17 protein-coding genes and 2 tRNA genes are annotated in these 18,464 nt (G+C 43.7%); 8 read left to right on the forward strand and 11 right to left on the reverse strand.

Features of this window, described 5'->3' with window-relative positions; all coding sequences use genetic code 11:
• The first annotated feature begins 405 nt into the window (after positions 1 to 405).
• Positions 406 to 1,014 carry a hypothetical protein gene (locus tag ABIE26_RS12245; protein WP_310142555.1) on the forward strand — a complete coding sequence of 203 codons (609 nt, stop codon included), beginning with the start codon at positions 406 to 408 and terminating at the stop codon, positions 1,012 to 1,014.
• Positions 1,015 to 1,686: a hypothetical protein gene (locus ABIE26_RS12250; protein ID WP_310142553.1), complete on the forward strand. Its 672-nt coding sequence runs from the start codon at positions 1,015 to 1,017 to the stop codon at positions 1,684 to 1,686.
• Positions 1,687 to 1,735: 49 nt separating this feature from the next.
• Here ABIE26_RS12250 and ABIE26_RS12255 read toward each other — a convergent pair whose 3' ends face one another.
• Both ABIE26_RS12255 and ABIE26_RS12260 read right to left on the reverse strand, forming a co-directional pair.
• Complete coding sequence (locus ABIE26_RS12255) at positions 1,736 to 3,022, reverse strand: SGNH/GDSL hydrolase family protein (RefSeq protein WP_310142549.1); 1,287 nt, start codon at positions 3,020 to 3,022, stop codon at positions 1,736 to 1,738.
• Between the two features lie 18 nt (positions 3,023 to 3,040).
• A complete protein-coding gene (locus ABIE26_RS12260) occupies positions 3,041 to 4,246 on the reverse strand; it encodes an OmpP1/FadL family transporter (RefSeq protein WP_310142547.1) in 1,206 nt (401 codons plus the stop codon).
• Positions 4,247 to 4,485: 239 nt separating this feature from the next.
• Between ABIE26_RS12260 and ABIE26_RS12265 the strand changes: the two genes are divergently transcribed.
• Both ABIE26_RS12265 and ABIE26_RS12270 read left to right on the forward strand, forming a co-directional pair.
• On the forward strand, positions 4,486 to 5,118 hold the full coding sequence (locus ABIE26_RS12265; RefSeq protein ID WP_310142546.1) for an NAD(P)H-dependent oxidoreductase: 633 nt from the start codon (positions 4,486 to 4,488) through the stop codon (positions 5,116 to 5,118).
• Between the two features lie 137 nt (positions 5,119 to 5,255).
• Positions 5,256 to 7,982 (forward strand): carboxypeptidase regulatory-like domain-containing protein, encoded by a 2,727-nt coding sequence (locus ABIE26_RS12270; RefSeq protein ID WP_310142544.1) that lies wholly within the window; start codon positions 5,256 to 5,258, stop codon positions 7,980 to 7,982.
• A 2-nt stretch (positions 7,983 to 7,984) separates the two neighbouring features.
• Here ABIE26_RS12270 and ABIE26_RS12275 read toward each other — a convergent pair whose 3' ends face one another.
• Complete coding sequence (locus ABIE26_RS12275) at positions 7,985 to 9,538, reverse strand: PspC domain-containing protein (RefSeq protein WP_310142542.1); 1,554 nt, start codon at positions 9,536 to 9,538, stop codon at positions 7,985 to 7,987.
• The gene (locus ABIE26_RS12280; RefSeq protein WP_310142540.1) at positions 9,535 to 9,903 is read right to left on the reverse strand and encodes a PadR family transcriptional regulator; all 369 of its coding nucleotides are present in this window, start codon (positions 9,901 to 9,903) and stop codon (positions 9,535 to 9,537) included. Before ABIE26_RS12280 ends, ABIE26_RS12275 begins: the two co-directional genes overlap by 4 nt.
• 238 nt (positions 9,904 to 10,141) lie before the next feature.
• Between ABIE26_RS12280 and ABIE26_RS12285 the strand changes: the two genes are divergently transcribed.
• A complete protein-coding gene (locus ABIE26_RS12285; protein WP_310142538.1) occupies positions 10,142 to 10,300 on the forward strand; it encodes a hypothetical protein in 159 nt (52 codons plus the stop codon).
• 5 nt (positions 10,301 to 10,305) lie between these two features.
• Here the strand turns inward: ABIE26_RS12285 and ABIE26_RS12290 are convergent, their stop codons facing one another.
• Both ABIE26_RS12290 and ABIE26_RS12295 read right to left on the reverse strand, forming a co-directional pair.
• Complete coding sequence (locus tag ABIE26_RS12290) at positions 10,306 to 11,448, reverse strand: putative sensor domain DACNV-containing protein (protein WP_310142536.1); 1,143 nt, start codon at positions 11,446 to 11,448, stop codon at positions 10,306 to 10,308.
• A 36-nt stretch (positions 11,449 to 11,484) separates the two neighbouring features.
• Positions 11,485 to 13,734 carry a TonB-dependent receptor gene (locus ABIE26_RS12295; protein WP_310142533.1) on the reverse strand — a complete coding sequence of 750 codons (2,250 nt, stop codon included), beginning with the start codon at positions 13,732 to 13,734 and terminating at the stop codon, positions 11,485 to 11,487.
• A 91-nt stretch (positions 13,735 to 13,825) separates the two neighbouring features.
• On the opposite strand from ABIE26_RS12295, the gene ABIE26_RS12300 reads away from it, so the two are divergent.
• Genes ABIE26_RS12300 through ABIE26_RS12310 form a run of 3 tightly spaced genes read left to right on the forward strand, consistent with a single transcriptional unit; the run spans position 13,826 to position 16,100 of the window.
• Positions 13,826 to 14,488, forward strand: a complete 663-nt coding sequence (locus ABIE26_RS12300; RefSeq protein ID WP_310142531.1) for a metal-dependent transcriptional regulator — start codon at positions 13,826 to 13,828, stop codon at positions 14,486 to 14,488.
• 16 nt (positions 14,489 to 14,504) lie between these two features.
• On the forward strand, positions 14,505 to 15,791 hold the full coding sequence (locus ABIE26_RS12305; RefSeq protein ID WP_310142529.1) for a DUF2130 domain-containing protein: 1,287 nt from the start codon (positions 14,505 to 14,507) through the stop codon (positions 15,789 to 15,791).
• A complete protein-coding gene (locus ABIE26_RS12310; protein WP_310142526.1) occupies positions 15,792 to 16,100 on the forward strand; it encodes a hypothetical protein in 309 nt (102 codons plus the stop codon).
• On the opposite strand, the gene rlmF is transcribed toward ABIE26_RS12310, so the two are convergent.
• The 5 genes from rlmF to ABIE26_RS12335 all read right to left on the reverse strand — a co-directional run bounded on the left by rlmF (position 16,090) and on the right by ABIE26_RS12335 (position 18,459).
• Positions 16,090 to 17,043, reverse strand: coding sequence for a 23S rRNA (adenine(1618)-N(6))-methyltransferase RlmF (gene rlmF, locus ABIE26_RS12315; RefSeq protein ID WP_310142525.1), 954 nt, complete (start codon positions 17,041 to 17,043; stop codon positions 16,090 to 16,092). The genes ABIE26_RS12310 and rlmF overlap by 11 nt on opposite strands.
• A 53-nt stretch (positions 17,044 to 17,096) precedes the next feature.
• A tRNA-Val gene (locus ABIE26_RS12320) sits at positions 17,097 to 17,174 on the reverse strand.
• A 44-nt stretch (positions 17,175 to 17,218) separates the two neighbouring features.
• Positions 17,219 to 17,296, reverse strand: a tRNA-Val gene (locus ABIE26_RS12325).
• Positions 17,297 to 17,384: 88 nt separating this feature from the next.
• Entirely contained in the window at positions 17,385 to 18,110 is a 726-nt protein-coding gene (gene recO, locus ABIE26_RS12330; RefSeq protein WP_310142524.1) for a DNA repair protein RecO, read from the reverse strand.
• The gene (locus ABIE26_RS12335; protein ID WP_310142521.1) at positions 18,100 to 18,459 is read right to left on the reverse strand and encodes a diacylglycerol kinase; all 360 of its coding nucleotides are present in this window, start codon (positions 18,457 to 18,459) and stop codon (positions 18,100 to 18,102) included. The genes recO and ABIE26_RS12335 overlap by 11 nt, the downstream gene beginning before the upstream one ends.
• Between the last annotated feature and the right edge of the window lie 5 nt (positions 18,460 to 18,464).

The following is an 18,464-nucleotide window of genomic DNA, read 5'->3' on the forward strand; positions in this document are numbered from 1 at the left end:
ACAGCCAGACGAATTTTTCTATGTCAACGGCGAAACATACATTTTCTTTCAAGAGGTTACGGACCTAACTAACGGTGGCTGCCATTGTGCAGTTGACAAAGATGATTGTGGGCGCAAAAAAATGTGACGAAAAATACGGTCGAAAAAGTATATAGTAATCTGCTAAGCTATAAGTCTAATTAGGGTTAAGTAAATACCAAATCAAGGACTGATCAAGGTCTGCTTCGAGACTTATTGGGATAACAGGTACCTTTTCCCAGCCAAACCCGGAGCAATCCTGGATAAGTCCTTGATTTGCCCAATAGTTGGTGCTTGTTTGGATGTAAGAAAAACCGTAGTGAAAATTTATACATTGGCTTCACTTTTGTACTAAAAAATCTGTATTCGACTACATAAGCAAAAACATTGAACAAACAGATTTATATCGTATTAGGCGGAATATTATTACTTACTGGCGTACTAGTAATGGGATACCTGGTTTTAAGTTGGTTAGGATTAAAAAATATGGGGAACCCAACAGGAGGAAGAGGCCCGGATTATCCTTATTTTATCACAACCGAACCCCTAACCATTAAAAAAATTTTAGTACCCAAAGGGACTAAACTAACTTATGAAGAACAGTTTTTTAAAAAAGGGCAGCAAGATGAACTATTAAACGAAAATAAACTCACTAAAATAGAACTGCCAGAAGGAAAGCCGATAGATTGGGGTGGTGTTCCTGTGTTTATGATTATAAAATTTTTCAATCCTGAAATGCAAGGATATTCAGTGTGTGCAGATTTCAATCGGTCAAAAGATGATAGAAAAACAAAGTTTTCCGAATTGTGGCAAAGCTGTAACAATGATTTAGGGGTTTTAATAGAAAACACTCAGGATTGGAGTTTCAACACCAAAAACATTCGTGATGTATCTGATTGCGGCGTAAACTTTCAGCGTTACTTTAAGGAAAATAAGGAGCGGCAACAGTTCCTCGATGAATTGTATAAAGAACTTAAAAAGGTTGATCTTAAATAAATGAAAAAATTAACCACATTATCATTTTTGTTTGTGTTTATGCTGGCCATACCCTCCTATGCACAAAGCCCTGAATTAGGGAAAGATAAAATAGATTTGAAGGCATTTTCTCTAAAGTTCAACGTAAATGGTTTTTATAGCAACCAAATTAAAACGCACAAAAAGTCAGTAAGCCTATATGCTCAGGGAAAAACAAAAGATGCATTCTCTAAAGAACTGCTAAAAAATTACAGAGGTATTGAAAACACGGATACTTTGCATATTAGCCACGATAAATACCTGGTATTTTACCTGATGAAAACAATGCGTACAAAGGATACTCTGGCAACATTTGAAAATATTAGATTTCAAAAGTTAGATATGGTCGCCAACGATAAAAACGAATTTCAATCGTTAAGGGCCACGTCCTGGGCATACAAAGACGGCAAAAAAAACTTCAATTCGCTAAAATATAAGTTAGAAACCCTCTATGGCAACCCTCAAATAATAGAAGAAAAGTCTCAACATGAAGAATATTATGAATGGGCTGCTCCAGAACTTATTGTTAGCTTGACATTAGACAAAGATGAAGATATGAATTTCAGCACCAAGCTGTATTTGACGAAGAAGAGTGAATATGAAAACTTTAAAGCTAATGTGATCGGAAAAACTAAGTATTACTGGATATATTAAGCCCCTGAGCTCATCGCTCAGGGGCTTGTATCTCGTTTACAGGAAGAAATTAAGGAAACTTAACCCCTCTGAACTTAGTCACATCCACTACCGGAATGCTTGAACCATATTTATCGTTAATGGCTTTAATAAACGCGTTGGCAGTTATGGCATAACCCAGCGGCGTTAAGTGGATACCATCCAGTGAAAACAGGTTACCCTGAATAAATGCAGCACTAACCGGGATACCATTTGCAGATTTGCCACCTGCATATTCATTCAGCATGGAATAAGCATCCATCAGGGCCAGGCCTTTTGCATTGGCAATGGTTTTAATACTGGTATTATAAGAAGCGATATAGTCGTTCACTACCGCTACTTCGGCTTTATCCAACACATATTTGCTCTCAACCGGATTTAAAGGATGCAGGCCATAAGGAATGCCCTGTCCGTTAGGCTTGCCCATAACATTTGCTGAGCTCAAAGGCAGGGTAAACAGATCTTCTGCAGTTGCAACCCGGGCCGGGCCGGTACCAGGCTGAATGTAAATGTCTTTTACTGAAGCCCCTGCCGGAGTAGCGTTAATAGCTGCCAGTAATGTTTTTAAAGTTACCGTATTGAAATAGGCGGTGCTGGTTACCCCAGGAATGGTGGCTATAACACCTTTGGCTCCAGTTTTTGTCAATTCATTAATCACTGCATTATACGCACCGGAAAAAGTACTTTTTGCAGTTGGCAATTCCCCCGTAGCGCCGGCACTTGCATACCCCAGAATATCATTATTTCCCAGCCAGCAACTAAAGAAGGTCCATGGTTTTGCAGTAGCAAAGCCCAGATAAGTGGCGGTACCTACGCTGGCATCAGGCAGCATCCGCTCAAAATAATTGTTCAGTGTTCCATAACCGGGGATGTTGGCATGGACCAGCTTAATGCCCGGTACACCAAAATTCTCAATATCGCCGGTGTACTTGGTGTATAAAACCGTGCTTCCTACCTGTCCGCGAACAGCCAGGTTTGAAGTTTCGGGAACTATAGTTGGCACCCCATTGGTTAAAGCCGTAAGTTTAAGGTAGCCAGACCCGTTAAATTTATCTGCAGGGAACAATGGTGTACTGAAACTTCCGCCCCCAACAGCTTTCATCTGTGTACCGATCAGCTGTGGATAAGAACTCTGCTGTCCTTCCAGGTACAGGCCGCCGTCTGAAAACCCGGCTGTAAGGGAATTGCCCAGCGCAATGTACCGCGTAAAATCGGCATTGCCTTTGGTTGGGGCAACGGTATCAATGCTGGGTTTGCAGGATGCCAGTCCGAGAATGGCCAGCGCCAGCGCGCTTTTATAAAAGTATGTTGATTTCATGATGTTCAGGTTAGAAAATTAGAATTTATAGGATAAAGACATGCCAGGGATATAAGCTACGGTTTTAAATGTACCGCTCAGATTGGTCTCGATATTGGTCTCTGTCCTGGATTTCACGTTCTCGTAAAGGAAAGACAAATCGATGTTAAACCTTTCTGAAGGTTTAAGGCCAATACCTGCACTCAAAAGCAAACGATCGGCGTCAGGAACTTCTGGTGTTACATATCCTTTTCCTACCGGGCTCAGGGCATAACCTACCCCTGCCCTTAAAGTCAGGAAAGAGGTGGTTTCATTCTGTATCCCCGCACGGAAAGTGGCGGCATCATGGTAATTACGGGCTGAAGGCGTAGAAGTACCATTGTCGTAATAAAAAGTAAGGTCTTTATAAGCATGCCACCATACCCAGTTTACATCGAGTGCAATGGTAGTTTTTTCTGAAGGATAAAAGCCAAAGCCAACGGTACTGGTTGCAGGCAGGGGCAGCGTGGCATTAAAGCTGCTTGGCAATAACGGAGTTACCGAAGCCGGGGCATTAAAGAAATTGGCTTCTCCGCCCTCTACCTTAGCCGTTACCTGCGAGCGGTGGCTTAGGCCCACGGAAATTCCGGAAATGGTTTTGATAAAGATACCTGCATTCCAGCCGAAATCTTTTGAATCACCTTTAAGCTGGGCTGTGGTTTGCTGGCCGTTATTGGTATATGGCAAAGCTTTTCTAAGATCGACATGCCCCAGTGAATACACCAAACCACCGCCAATACCAATGTTATCTGTAATCCTTAAACTCAAAGTAGGCTGTATAAAAATTGCCCGTAAATCTAGCGAAGTAACCGTATACTTACCCGTCCAGTCCTCATTCCAGTGCATGGCGCCTCCAAACGGTGTATAGGCCCCAATACCAAACCTCAGGCGACTTTCCGGAGAACCAAAAACCGCATAGGCCGCAAATGGGGTTGGAACTTTATTTTTATTATGCTCTACCGTTTGGGAGCCGGTTTCATTAAAAGCGGTTTTAAGCCAGATACCGTGCGCACCCACCTGTACACCATTCTTTTTAAGAAAGGAAACAGCACCGGGGTTAAAAAATACAGCTGCCTCATCAAGGGCAAGACCTGTACCTGCGCCCCCCATTGCAGTTTGTTTCTGCCCCTGAAGGTTAACCTGGAAAGATTGGGAAAAACCCAATACCGGAATGGCAAATAGAATACCGAAGAGAATCTTTTTCATTGGTAAAATTGGTTAGACGTTAAAATGTTGCTAGTTATGCTAACAACAATTGTAAATGAGTGTAAGTTTTAGCGAATATATAAACTATGCATGCATAATAAAAATTATTTTTCATTTTAAAGTCAAATCGCGAAGATTGTTTGTATTCAAAAGAATAACATGCATACATTTGCTAACAGTGTTAACATTTAGCAACACTGATAGTTTGTTATTTAATAAAGAGATTTAATTACAAGAATATGAGCTTAATAGAAGCATTGAACTGGCGTTATGCCACAAAAAAAATGAACGGACAGCCTGTGCCACAGGAAAAAGTAGACCAGATACTGGCCGCGGCCCGTCTTGCACCTACATCATCCGGCTTACAGCCCTTTAAGATCATTGTGGTGACAAACCAGGAGCTGAAAGAAAAAATCAAAGCAGTTGCTTACGGACAACAACAAATTACCGATGCTTCTCATGTACTGATCTTTGCAGCATGGGACAATTATACCGAAGAAAGGATCAGGGGAATATTTGCGCATACCAATAACGAACGCGGTGTGCCGGAATCGGCTACAGCAGATTATGTAAACAACCTGGTGAACAATTATACCAACAGAACTTCAGAAGAGAATTTTCATCACGCAGCAAAACAAGCTTATATAGGCTTTGGGGTTGCGCTGGCCGAGGCTGCCTTGTTAAAAGTAGATGCTACACCAATGGAAGGCTTTGAGCCTGCAAAACTGGATGAACTGCTGGGCTTAAACAAATTGGGTTTACGCAGTACCACCATTATGCCATTGGGTTACAGGGATGAAGCCGGCGACTGGCTGGTAGGACTGAAAAAGGTACGCACACCTTTAAAGGACTTCATTATCGAATTTAAATAGTTTTCAAAGGCCGTCAAAACCAGACGGCCTTTTCTTTTGGTTTTAACTGTCAAAAAATGTTAAAGATGCAAGGTTGTTGACCTATTCATTTCATAAATGAATATATTAGCAATATTAATTGTATACATACGTTTTTGATGAGATTTATAAAATTTGCAATCGCCCTTATAATACTTTCAGTTACTGTGCAGCTTTCTGTATTTGCGCAGCAGGACAGTGTCGTTTTAGATAACATTCTAAAAAAAACAAAAAAAGTCAGCGATGAGCGCCCGGTAGAAAAGGTTTACCTGCATTTTGACAAACCTTATTACAGTGTTGCAGATACCATTTGGTTTAAAGCCTATTTAACCATGGAACAGAACCTGCTTTCGCAGCTCAGCAAAATTGTATATGTAGATGTGATCAGCAACAAGGACTCCCTGGTCCAGACCATAAAATTACCGGTTACAGGTGGTGTAGCCTACGGAAACATTCCGCTTACTCCAGGAACCTACCAGCAGGGCAACTATTACTTCAAAGCTTATACCCTATGGATGCTGAATTTTGATGAGGCTTATTTTTTCAGCAAGACCATCCCTGTTGGCGAAGCCATAGACAAACAGCTGAATACGCATTTCAGTTATAAAACTACCGGAGCAGACAAAGCCCAGGTGATTGATGCGGTGGTACAATTTAAAAACCGCGACAATGTGGTACAAGCGGGCAAAACCGTAAACTGGAGAGTACTGTCCAACTATGATGTGGTAAGCAAGGGCAAAGGGCTTACCGATCAGAATGGTATCTTAAGGATCAAAATTGATCCCAGAAAAGCAGAGGGCATCCAGAATGGGGAACTCATTACTGATATCAACTTAACAGAAAAAGATGTGCAGACTGCCTCTTTTAAGCTAAAGCCTACCCTGGCATCGGCCAATGACCTGCAGTTTTTCCCTGAAGGGGGCGAACTGATTACAGGAATAGCTACAAGAATTGGTTTCAAGGCCATCAACAGCAATGGGCTGGGCATCAATTTAAAGGGTTCTATTGTAGACAATGGAGGCAATAAGCTCAGTGATATCAGTTCTTCGCACCTTGGCATGGGCTCTTTTTACCTGAATGCCGAGGCAGGAAAGTCTTACAAAGCCAATGTGACCTTTGCAGATGGCAGCACAAAAAATTTCGACTTGCCTAAGAGTGTGGAAAGCGGCATAGCAGCCCAGGTAAACAATACCGATTCGCTGGCTTTTAACCTGAAAATTGTAGCCAACGATCCATACTATCAGGCAAACAAAGGTAAAACCCTGTTTATAGTGGCTACAAATGGCGGTATCATTTATTATGCCGCAAAAACCAAACTGAACACACAGGTTACCTCTGCCCGTATTCCAAAAGACAAGTTCCCGGCAGGCATTGTACAGATTACTTTGTTTAATGAAACCGGAAATCCGATAAGTGAACGACTTGCCTTCAACTATCGGGCCGACGGACTTAAGCTGAGCCTGAAAAGCGATCTGGCTACTTACAAACCACGTCAAAAAGTGAAACTGGCCGTTAGCGCAAAAGACGGGGAGCAACTTGCTGAGGGTAATTTTTCTGTGTCGGTTACCGACGAACAAAAAGTGCCGGTGGATGAGAATTCAGAGATCACCATATTAAGTTCGTTATTGCTGACTTCCGATTTAAAGGGCTATGTAGAAAAACCGAACTATTATTTTAACAAAACCAATGCAAAAAAACTGGCCGACCTGGACGTACTCCTGCTTACCCAGGGTTTCCGCCGGTATACCTATAAAGAGATCATTGATGGTAAATATCCGGCCATCTCCTTTTTACCGGAACAAGACATGCGCTTAACCGGTACCTTGAGGGACAGGACAGGCATGCCCGTAAGAAAAGGCACTTTACGTTTAACGGTTCCGGGAACAACACAGGCCAAAGAAGTAATGACCACCGCATTGGGTGTGTTCTCTTTCCAGAACCTTACTTTCCAGGACTCTGCTGATGTGGTGATCAATGCCAAATACAGTGTTAACGGAAACGGGCCTATGATTATGCTGGATGGACAGCCAGCCCCGCCGGTAACCCCGAACCCGCATCCGGGAGAAGAAATTACAAACATAGACAGTGCCATGTCTTCCTACCTGAACAACAGTAAAAGACAGTATAGCTATTTACGCACACTTAAAGAAGTAAAAATTGAAGGTGCCAAAGCCAAAAGGCCAAGCCATTCTGATCACCCGGCACTTTCTGGCTTAAGCTCTATCAATGCTACCGTTATAGAAGGCGATCGCTTCCAGGGCTGTAACATCCTGGCCCTGTGTTTACAGACCATGGCTACAGGACTTACCTTTTTTGAAGACAAATTTTATGTTACCCGCGATTATAATGCAGGCAGCAGGGTTCCTGTACAGATCTTTCTGAATGGGATGCCAATTGACTATATCGGACTCGGGAGCGTACAATCTTCAGATGTAGAAAATGTAGAGGTATTTACCAGGGATGACCTGGGTACGGTAAACCGGATGTACAACACCAATGGGGTTTTGGTGATCAATACCAAGAAAATCCCTAAAGGAACAAAAATGAGCATGGAGGAATTCAAAAAGCTGATCCCAGACCCGGCAGTGCTTAAAATTAAGCCAAAAGGTTATAGTAAACAGCGTGAATTCTACATGCCTAAATATGTAAATGCCGCGGCAACCTATAACTTTAATGACCTGCGCAGTACCATTTACTGGAACCCTAAAGTGGTTACCACTGCCGCCGGAGGTTTATCGCTGGAGTATTACAATGCCGATGGCAAAGGTACTTACAAAGCGGTGATAGAAGGGGTAGACAAAAACGGGAACGTAAGCCGATCTGTCTACCGCTATACTGTTAAATAAGTTTATTCTTCCTCTTTTTTGGGCTCTTCAATGGGCAGGTGCTTGCATTTCAGTCCGGATTCGGTCATTACCCACTCCGTGAACTCGGCATCGCCGGCATTCTCGTTACAGGTCCAGTAATCGTAAATGGAAAGGTACCTGTGCAGTGACCTGCTGATCCTGATCTGGGTACCTACCGGAACTTTCATCGTCAGTGCCACTTCCTGTCCGCGCCAGTTGGCATTTTTTGGCAGCCACAGCATCGGACCAAAATTCAGTACTGCACCCTGCTGCAGAAAACCGTAGTGGACATTCTGCGCGTTCTTTAAAGCAGTTTCAAAGGTTTTGCCCCTGGCTTTGTAATTCTGCCTGATCTCGGTTTTGCCGTCCTCACTTCTTTCTATCCTGATCCTGATGTTCCGGGGTGCATCAAAATCATCGTCACGATCGTCCAGAATTCTTCTTTCTTTATAATTCTGAGGGTCAATACCATAATTAAGGCTGTCTTCTTTAGTGAAAAACTTAGTAAAATCTGCCTTTAAGGTATATTCCTTAAAAGGCTTGAGTGCTGTGTCCTGTGTAAATTCTGCACCTTCTTTAAATTCAGAAGAGATTCTGGCCACATAATAAATACCAAAGAACACACTGCCCAGCCACACGATCAGCATACCAAATGAAAATGCTTTGCTTATCGGCTTACCGTTGAAAGCCACCCTTAGCGAGAAAATAATAAGGGCCAGTACCGGGATACCAAACAACAGGAGCGCTGCAAAAACCACTGCGGGGATATACTCCTGGTTGATGATGTTCAGGGGAAAATAGCTGAAGATATCAGCGTCCCAGAAACCAAACAGCGCTGCAGCGGCCGAAATGAGTGCCAGTATAAGGAATGAACCGAAAACCGTAATGCTGATGGCAATGATTTTAAGGATAATCCTTCCTGTTCCCTGAAGAAAATTCCAGATCACCTCAAAAAACTCAGCTACAAACCCTTTGGATTGTTTAACCAATGGATGCTGATAGCTGTTGGCAAAGCCGCGCAAAGTAGGCTCCTCGCCGTACATCGACATCCGTTCAAAACGTGTTTTTGCCTTAGGCACCATGATCCAGAAAATGATATAGGCCAGCAAGCCCGAACCAAAAATAAAAATGGTAAGAAAAGTAAACAGCCTTACCCATTTCACATTCAGATCCAGGTAATGTGCCAAACCCGCACATACCCCGGCAATCATGGCCTGGTCCGTATCCCTGTATAATTTTTTTATAGAATCGTACTCCGGCGGGGCGGTATATTGTTCATCTGTTTCTTCTGAAGTCTCAAAATCTTTTACAGAGCCCATCTGCTGCATAACCGACTGAACATCGGCAATACTGATCACCTGCTTTTGCTGTACATTCAGCATTTCAGCAAACATCTCCGCTATGCGGTTTTCAATGTCTGTTACAATTTCAAAATCATCTGCATTTCTTGCAAAGTGCTGCTTCACCTCGTTCAGGTAAACAGTAAGCATTTCGTAGGCATCCTCTTCAATATGAACAATAGAGTTGCCAATATTTATGTTGTGTGTCTTCTTCATGAGTTTGTGGGATTAACTGGTCCTTTTGATTCCTGGTCTGCTACCTTCCTGGATGTATTTACGGCATATTCAAGCTCCTGCCAGGTGGCATCCAGCTGTTTTAAAATGGCCTTGCCATCTTCGGTGAGCATGTAATACTTACGTGGAGGGCCCGAAGTTGATTCTACCCAGTTGTAGCTCAGCAAGCCGTTGTTCTTCAAGCGCGTAAGTAAGGGGTAAAGCGTACCCTCTACTACCAGAAGCCTGGCCTGTTTCAATTCTGCGATGATATCTGAAGCATAAATTTCGCCTCTTGATATAATGAGCAGGACACAATATTCAATTATGCCCTTCCGCATTTGTGTTTGGGTGTTTTCTGCTATCATAATACAAAGTTATATGCTTTATATAGTAATATGCAATACATAGTACTATAAAAATAACAAAACTACACGCAAACAACTGATTATCAATACGATTATTTTACAATTCAAAAAAGAGGGTTTATCCTAAAAGAAGAAAAAAATGGAAAAAGTAAAAGTTTTCAACAATTCCACATGTTTTTGGCATTATGGCTTGGCCTTTGATAGTATTTTGGTACATCTATCAAAATTACATCTACCTATGTTAATCAATCTTAACCCAATTCTTCAGGTTTTTGCCAGGCAAAAGGAAGAAAAAAAAGAAAGGCAACTGGACAGGAAAGACTGGATTAATGCCGACAGGATTGTCATGATCATATTGTTCCTGAGTGTAATTATAGGTGCAATTGTCTTTTCCTGATTGACTTAAAGCAATAAAGTATCAATTCTATGGGCCTGAACCCTTTGCTGCTGGGGCGACCAGCTGTAAATGGTGAAATGTCCATCCTGAGAGGCGACCAGCGCCATGGCATCCCGCTGATCGTGAACAAACTGGGCAGCCGAAAGGTGCCTTGTACCCCCTACTTTAGAAGGATGGAGCACTACTGCAGCGCCCCCGATGATTGGTTCTGAAAAAGAGAGTTCATCAATGTTTTCTTTCCCTTTGGCCCTTCCAATCTTGGCACCGAAAGCCAGAAGTTCATATGCCGTGCTGATTACCGTGGCCCCATCTACAGCTGTTAATCCGGCCAGGTGCTCTACCTCACGTTTTAGGGCTGTTTGCCAGAAAATCTGGCTGGCCTCCTTCCTATCCTGCTGCAGTAGTTTAGACAGGCCGGTAAAGGAAGGCTGAATTCCATATTGGATGGGCTTAATGATGGACTGCAGCCAGTTCCTGGTTTCGTTTGGCACCACAAGCAGCGTACCGCCCCTGCCATGGGCACGCATGGAAACCGCTATTTGTATGAGTACATTGACAGAGTCGTTCCAGTAAGAAGGTGCAGTTAAGTCGAGCAGTGACAACAGCATTGGCGGACAATCGGGCAGACTGTTGTGCTGACTTTCCACCACTTTGACCTGATCGCCTTTAAGTACGGCCAGGTTGGTGAATTTACCGAAGCCATAAATGCGGCGGTGTTTGATGACCAGCAATGCCGGTTCAGATACATCCACCACAAAACAAAAGTTCGGGATGCTCACTGTAGTTCCCCATACATACAATTCCCCTTCTTCTATCCAGATGCCCAGATGTATACCTGCGCGTTCAACACCAGGTGCAATTTTTGTTAAGGTACCAGGGTTTAAAGGCAGCCGCTGTTTAAAAAGCAAGGGGTTTCCCGCCTGCTGGGGCGGCAAATAAGCCAGGGATATTTTTGGGGAATGCCCTTCTTCTTTGCGCAGACTGGCCCAGAACGTCGCATCCAGAATGGCTTCAACCACATCTGCAGTAGGCAACGGCGCCAGGTCCTCTTCACCGCTTTCACTGGCAGCACTAAGGTGTTGCGCAAAAATGGCTTCCACTTTTGGGGCAATAACTTTTGCTGCCTGATAGGTTGTGCGGTAGATCATGCCCTAAAGTTAATTTATTTAGGGCAAAACATCACATCATTTAATTGTCAATCTCACACCCAAGAAACCTCTTATGCTCTGGTTCGGCCCGTAAACATAGGTAGGGTCAAAAGTTAAATTATAGGGGTTATCTACCTCAGGATGTTTGTCGAAAGGATCATTTGCACGGGCAATGATAAAAGGATTGCCACGATTGGGTGTCCAGTTGAGCAGATTTTTAACACCGCCATAGAGCTCTATCTTTTTAAAGCCCCCGAAGGTAAGCTGGATGTTCTGTATGCTCCATGTTGGCGAATATTCTTTACGCGGGTCCAGTTCGTTCAATAGCGGCAGGCGCATCGGGCTGTAAATATTGCCCGTATAATCCACAGTTAGTTTAAGCGGTTTGATCTTATAGGAAACCGCCCAGTTACCCGAAAATTTCTCGGTGAGGATCTGCTGTTTTTTAACCCCCTTTTCATAAGTGGCCACATCCTGGTAGGTACCGCCAAATATGATTTTCAGGCCATTGGTAAAGGTGAGGTCTATATTGGTGCTGAGGCCCTTACTTACCGCATGACCATCCAGGTTATCGTAAATGATCTGGTTGGGGTTGGTATCAAAATCGCCTATGATCCTGTTGTTGAAATAGGTATAAAAAGCAGATGACTCTATTCCGAAAAACGTTCCGTTGGCGAAATATATCTTTTTCAGGTAGTTCAGGTTTACATTGTATGTTTTTTCAGGTTTCAGCTCATTTACCACTTTTACCTCCCTTGCCCCGGTTAAAGCAGCATGGTCTTCCGTAAAAATATTGACTACCCGGAAGCCTGTACCCGCATTTAAACGCAGGATGTTATTGTCGTTGATGCTCCATTTATAGGCCAGTCTGGGTGTAAAAATATTCCCGTGTACAGAATTGTAATCGTACCTGAACCCTGCCAGAAACTTATGCTTTGGGGCCAGTGTAATTTCATCCTGTACAAAAACCCCGGGCAGCCAGGTGTTCTTTTTCAGGCTTTGGTTCATGCTTGTTGTTGCAGGCGTATTGTCGTCGTAATAGGTGTAACGCATTGCTGCCCCAAACAGCAGATCATGATTGTGCAGCTGCTTGTCCCAGGTAAGTTGCGCAAAGCCGATTTTCTGTTCGGCAATGTATGAAGTGATACCGTACCTGCTGTCCTGATCGTGTTCATTATAAGAAAAGGCAAGGAACATTTTTTCGCTGACCGGGAGCTGGTAATTTCCGATCAGTTCCCATCGATTGGTATAAATGCTTTCCCCATACACTTCATCGCCCCCTCTGTAACTTTTGTTCCACTGCATTTCACCGCCCCAGCGGTCTTCATAAACATATCTTCCACCCAAAGTAAATATCCGGTCCTGCTTTCTTTTAAAATTCCATTTCTGGAATACGGAAATACGGTCCTGCAAGGTTACATCCGTAAAATTATCGTGGTTATCATCTATAGGGTGGCCGTATTTAAAATAATTGACCCCAGTTAATACATCGGTGTTTTTACCTGCTTTAAATTTAAAGCCCAGGTCGGTATTGAATTCCCGGTAGCTGGTTGCAAAAACATCGGCAGAAAATAAAGGGGCGTTTTGCGGCTTTTTAGTGATAATGTTGATCAGCCCCCCTACAGCCTCACTTCCATACAGCGAAGAAGCCGGACCTTTCACGATCTCGATCTGCTCAACAAGCGAGTTGGGGATGCCCGATAAGCCATAAACACTGGAAAGGCTGCTCACTATGGGCATGCCATCAATTAAAATCATGGTGTAGGGCCCTTCCAGGCCGTTGATGTGGATATCGCCGGTATTGCAGATGTTGCAATTCAATTGCGGCCGTACCCCGTTTACATTTTGCAGCGCCTCGAAAATACTCGGTGTAGGGTTCTTTCTGAAAAATGCAGGTGTATATACCTCTACCGGCACCGGGCTTTCCAGGCGTTTTACCTCTTTCAGCGTTCCGGTTACCACCACTTCGTTCAGGTCGTTCTGGAAATTACTAAGGTCAAAATCTAGTTTTAGGTTTTCATTTGATTTCAGTGCAACCGATTTGATCATTTTTCTAAAGCCTACTGCTGATACCTGGATTTTATAATTGCCGGGAGCTAGTTTGTCGAAAGCATAATTTCCCGCAGTATCGGTTTTTACAAGCAAGGATGTGCCCTGCAAGCTAACGTTCACGTTTGAAAGGACTTTGTATTCAGCTAATACCTGCCCTTTAATGTGGCCCTGTTGGGCCAGGGATGGAAACGAAAGCAGTACGGAAAAAATAAGGGTTATGGAAAAGTATTTCATTTATCTAATTTAATATTCAACGATACAAAACTATAAAAGTTAGACTTACCTAACAAATATAATTTGAGAATTATTATTTTATATTTGCATTATGCTATCTTATACTGAAGAAAACTACTTAAAGGCTTTGCTGATGCTCAGCTTTCAGAACGAAGAAAGACCGGAGGCAGGCACCAATGAAATGGCCGCCTATTTGGGTGTAAAACCCGCCACAGCTACTGATATGCTGAAAAAACTGAAGGAAAAAGAGCTGGTGACCTATCAGAAATACGGGAAGATTTTACTGACAGATGTAGGCAGAAAAAAAGGGATAGCGGTATTGAGGAAACACCGTTTATGGGAAACCTTTTTATATGAAAAACTGGATTTTAGCTGGGATGAAGTCCATGAAGTGGCCGAGCAGCTGGAGCATATCCAGTCGGCCAAACTGGTAGATAAGCTGGAAGAGTTCCTGAACTTCCCTGAATTTGACCCTCATGGTGATCCCATTCCAAAAGCAAATGGCGATATCCCGAGCATTGATAAGGTACTTTTATCAGAAATAACGGCTGGCGAGACCTGCATGGTTGTGGCAGTAAAAGATACCTCTGCTGTATTTCTGCAATACCTGGAAAAGCTGAAGATCACGATAGGTACCAAAATAAGCGTTTTAGAGTTAATTGATTTTGACGGATCCCTTACCATAGGGATTGAAAAAGAAGAAGCAAGAAGTGTTTCCATGAAATTTGCGGAAAGCCTTTTTGTAAGGAGATAGTTGTAAGTTTGTATCTATGTCTACAGAGATAAAATGCCCCAATTGTTCGCATACCTTCCCTATTGAGGAGGTAATGGCAGAGGAATATAAAAAAGACCTTCGCGAAAAGATGGTCTCTTTTACCAAACAAAAGGACGAGGAATACAATAAAAAGCTGAACGAGTTTGCCCAGCAGCAGAAGCAGCAGGAGCAGGCTTTTGAGCAGCAGAAACAGCAGCAGGCCCAGCTCTTTGAACAAAAACTGGAGGCTGAAAAAAAACAGCTGCAGCAGGTGCTGGAAGAAAACCTGCGCAAAAGCATTGCCTCCGATTTTGAGAACAAACTGCAAATGCTGGACAATGCCAATAAGGAAAGCGAAGAAAAGCTAAAGCTTGCACGTGCAAAGGAACTGGAATTCCTGAAAAAGGAGCAGGCCATGAAAGAGAAAGAAGCCGAACTGGAGCTGGAGGTACAAAGAAAACTTCAGGAGCAGCGTACCGAAATGGTAGAGCAGATCCGCAAGCAGGAAGCCGAAAAAACCAGTTTAAAAGAGACGGAACACCAGCTGAGGGTAAAAGAGCTGGAAAAGCAGCTTGACGACCAGAAAAAACTGGCAGAAGAAATGAAGCGGAAGGCCGAACAGGGCTCTATGCAGCTGCAGGGCGAGGTACAGGAACTGATCCTGGAAGAGTTGCTCCGGAATACTTTTCCCTTCGATCTGGTTACCGAAGTTGGAAAAGGGGTTAGAGGCGCCGATTGTGTACACCACATCAGGAACCAGTTTGGCCAGGAATGCGGTAAGATCATCTATGAGAGCAAGCGGACCAAGGATTTCTCTATGGAATGGATTGAAAAGCTGAAAAAGGACATGCGCAGTATGGGTGTAGATGTAGCTGTAATTGTAACCCAGGCCTACCCTAAGGGCATGGACTGCTTTGGAGAAAGAGATGGGGTATGGATCTGTTCTTTTGATGAGGTAAAAGCAGTGTCCTATATCCTCAGGGATGGGATTGTAAAGTTGTTCAGCGCTGCCAAGTCACAGGAAAACAGGGGCGACAAAATGCACATGCTGTACGACTACCTGACCAGCAATGAGTTTTCTGAGCAATGGAAAGCCATACGGGAAGGCTTCATGAGCATGAAACTGTCTATCCAGCGGGAGCGGGATGCCATGGAAAAACTATGGAAGGCCAGGGAAAAACAACTGGAAAAAGTAATGCTAAACGCCGCCCACATCCGCGGCTCCATCGAGGGCATTGCCGGAACAGACAGCATACAGCTGAACCTGACCGATGAAGACGATGAACCTTTACTGCTGGAATAAATGATCTATTCGAATAAGAAAGTACAAACTTCGGCCAACCTTGCAGCACAGAACGCAAAGATCATTGCAAATGTAAACGCACTTAAAGAAAAGGATTTGCTCAGGATTGAAGGAAACGATGTCTTTGTATATCCGGCCATATGGAAAGATCAGGCTACGGCCTTGAACTGGCTCAAATGCCTGCACATCTATTGTATGCTGAAACATCGCTTTAAAGAAAAAGACCCGCTTAATTTTAAGCACTTTACCACGGGAGAACTGATCGGCACCTTTAAAAACAAAAAGGCAACCCTGCTTTTTACTTTTTAGGCTGCCACCTTTCCTGGGCCCATTGCTGCTGCGCGCGCTCCGCTAAAAAAGACCAGGCCACAAAACGGCTGATTTTTTGTCCCTGCGCCATTTCCACCGTCCTGACAGCTGCTGGTTTTACCTTTTCCAAAGCTTTATAAATAAAACCAAGATTACTGCTTTTGGAAACCAGGCTGCTGAACCAGAGGCATTGACTAGCTATAGCCGCACTGTCGTTGATCATATTCCGGATAAAGGCCACTTCTCCGCCCTCGTACCAAAGTTCGGCATGTTGCCCACCGAAATTCAGGACAGTTTCTTTTCCCCTGCCTTTACCCAGGTTCTGCAGCTTTCTCCTGCTGCCAAACTGCGCCTCTTCGGCAGAAGCATGAAAGGGAGGGTTGCAAATACTGAAATCAAAGCGTTCCCCCGGTTTAACAATCCCTTTAAAGATATGCCCTTTATGTTGCTGCTGCCGGCAGGCTACCGCATTTGTCAAGCCAGGATTGGCAGCAATAATGGCCTTTGCCGCTTTAATTGCGCCCGAGTCTATATCAGAGCCCACAAAGTTCCATCCGTACTCCTGTACACCGATAATCGGATAAATGCAATTTGCCCCCATTCCTATATCCAGTCCTTTTACCTGTTTGCCTTTTGGCGGTATGCCTTTATTTCCTTCGGCCAGCAAATCGGCCAGGTAATGGATATAGTCGGCCCTGCCGGGAATAGGCGGACAAAGGTAATTTGCCGGGATATCCCAATTGCTGATGCCATAAAAATGCATCAGCAAAGCCCTATTCAGCATTTTAACGGCTGCCGGGTCAGAAAAATCGACAGACAGCGCCCCGTGGGCATTCACTGCCACAAAGGGCTGTAAAGCGGGCAGGCTTTTGATCAACTCCGGGAAATCGTACCGGGAGCGGTGTTTGTTACGTGGATGAAGGACGTGCTTTTCTTCGGACATGTATTTGCGAGATTCGTTATAACGAAAAAAGACCACTTTTTGGGTGGTCTTTTTGGTGGGAGATACTGGGTTCGAACCAGTGACCCCCTGCTTGTAAGGCAGGTGCTCTGAACCAGCTGAGCTAATCTCCCCTTGGTTCTGCTCTTTTTATTTTGAAACAGCTGAGCGGCTGTTTTGGTGGGAGATACTGGGTTCGAACCAGTGACCCCCTGCTTGTAAGGCAGGTGCTCTGAACCAGCTGAGCTAATCTCCCCTTGGTTCGTCCCTCTCAAAGAAACCCTTTGTTTTGGGATTGCAAATATACACCCTAAAATCATTTTTGCAAAAAAAGATGTGGTTTTTTAAGACAGAACATCTTCCAGTACCTGGTGGGAACGGATCTCACCAAAAGATGCGGTATGTAAAGTGTAGTAAACCAGTATTTTATCCAGTATGGAGCGCCTCGTTTTATTTTCTATATTTATTTCATTTATTTTTTCAAAAGGCAAAGAAAATAAGGAAATGAATACCAAAGCATCGGCCTTGACCAGAAAATAGGGGTGTACCGGTACAGCAGATCTGAATTCCCCCTCCTGCAAATCGAAATAATTCTGGTCGCTTTTGCTTTCGGTACTTGGTGCAAAACCTAAAAACCGGGAAAGCTTAAGCAGAAATGCAAGGTGAAAGTTTACGTTTTGTTCTTCCGTTTCATCAAACCAGCATATGGCATTAAAAATAAAATCAAACAATTGTTCATCCGTGGTTTGCTGGCGGATGCTTTTGTATAAGACCTCATTCAGGAAAATAACAATGGTGCTTTTAATGATGTCATAAGGAATGTTCCTGAACACGGGCGCCGGGCGGAGTTCTGAAATACGCTGTATATTTGTATTGGCCTTATGGTAAACCACCATGTCTACCAGGTGCAGGGGCTGAAGCATATTCATACTGATCTTTGCCCTGGGCTTTTTAACGCCATTGATCATATAAGACTGTATGCCAAACTTTTCAGTGAAGATCTGAACCACCACACTGTTTTCGCTGTATAACGTGGTCTTTAAAACAATGCCCCTGGTTTTATGCAGCATGGCAAAGCAGTTTTGGAATAAATATAACCAGGCCTATTGCTGCAGCAGTAAGTGCCGCAACCAATACTGCAGCAGCCGAAACGTCTTTGATGATTTTTGCCTTGGGGTGTATCTCGGGTGAAACCAGGTCTGTCAATACCTCAATTGCTGTGTTCAGCAGCTCAGTTACCAGTACCATTCCGGCAGCGCCGATAATCCAGAGCCATTCTGCCCATGTCAGTTTAAGCCAATAGCCCAATGCAATGACCAGGACCAATGCCAGCAGGTGTACCCTAAAGTTGAACTGGGTTTTAAGGACATGGCCCAGTCCGGAAAATGCATAACCAAAACTCTTGATAAACCTGCTCATATGGT

Source organism: Pedobacter africanus (assembly GCF_040548825.1).
Taxonomy (GTDB): Bacteria; Bacteroidota; Bacteroidia; order Sphingobacteriales; family Sphingobacteriaceae; genus Pedobacter; species Pedobacter africanus_A.

What these genes read in the sequence shown, in the direction of transcription:
- ABIE26_RS12260 (WP_310142547.1), bottom strand. Translation starts at nt 4,246, where the DNA reads ATGAAAAAGATTCTCTTCGGTATTCTATTTGCCATTCCGGTATTGGGT.
- ABIE26_RS12275 (WP_310142542.1), bottom strand. Translation starts at nt 9,538, where the DNA reads ATGAAGAAGACACACAACATAAATATTGGCAACTCTATTGTTCATATT.
- ABIE26_RS12295 (WP_310142533.1), bottom strand. Translation starts at nt 13,734, where the DNA reads ATGAAATACTTTTCCATAACCCTTATTTTTTCCGTACTGCTTTCGTTT.
- ABIE26_RS12300 (WP_310142531.1), top strand. Translation starts at nt 13,826, where the DNA reads ATGCTATCTTATACTGAAGAAAACTACTTAAAGGCTTTGCTGATGCTC.
- ABIE26_RS12265 (WP_310142546.1), top strand. Translation starts at nt 4,486, where the DNA reads ATGAGCTTAATAGAAGCATTGAACTGGCGTTATGCCACAAAAAAAATG.
- recO (WP_310142524.1), bottom strand. Translation starts at nt 18,110, where the DNA reads ATGCTGCATAAAACCAGGGGCATTGTTTTAAAGACCACGTTATACAGC.
- ABIE26_RS12280 (WP_310142540.1), bottom strand. Translation starts at nt 9,903, where the DNA reads ATGATAGCAGAAAACACCCAAACACAAATGCGGAAGGGCATAATTGAA.
- ABIE26_RS12285 (WP_310142538.1), top strand. Translation starts at nt 10,142, where the DNA reads ATGTTAATCAATCTTAACCCAATTCTTCAGGTTTTTGCCAGGCAAAAG.
- ABIE26_RS12305 (WP_310142529.1), top strand. Translation starts at nt 14,505, where the DNA reads ATGTCTACAGAGATAAAATGCCCCAATTGTTCGCATACCTTCCCTATT.
- ABIE26_RS12310 (WP_310142526.1), top strand. Translation starts at nt 15,792, where the DNA reads ATGATCTATTCGAATAAGAAAGTACAAACTTCGGCCAACCTTGCAGCA.
- ABIE26_RS12255 (WP_310142549.1), bottom strand. Translation starts at nt 3,022, where the DNA reads ATGAAATCAACATACTTTTATAAAAGCGCGCTGGCGCTGGCCATTCTC.
- ABIE26_RS12270 (WP_310142544.1), top strand. Translation starts at nt 5,256, where the DNA reads ATGAGATTTATAAAATTTGCAATCGCCCTTATAATACTTTCAGTTACT.
- ABIE26_RS12250 (WP_310142553.1), top strand. Translation starts at nt 1,015, where the DNA reads ATGAAAAAATTAACCACATTATCATTTTTGTTTGTGTTTATGCTGGCC.
- ABIE26_RS12335 (WP_310142521.1), bottom strand. Translation starts at nt 18,459, where the DNA reads ATGAGCAGGTTTATCAAGAGTTTTGGTTATGCATTTTCCGGACTGGGC.
- ABIE26_RS12290 (WP_310142536.1), bottom strand. Translation starts at nt 11,448, where the DNA reads ATGATCTACCGCACAACCTATCAGGCAGCAAAAGTTATTGCCCCAAAA.
- rlmF (WP_310142525.1), bottom strand. Translation starts at nt 17,043, where the DNA reads ATGTCCGAAGAAAAGCACGTCCTTCATCCACGTAACAAACACCGCTCC.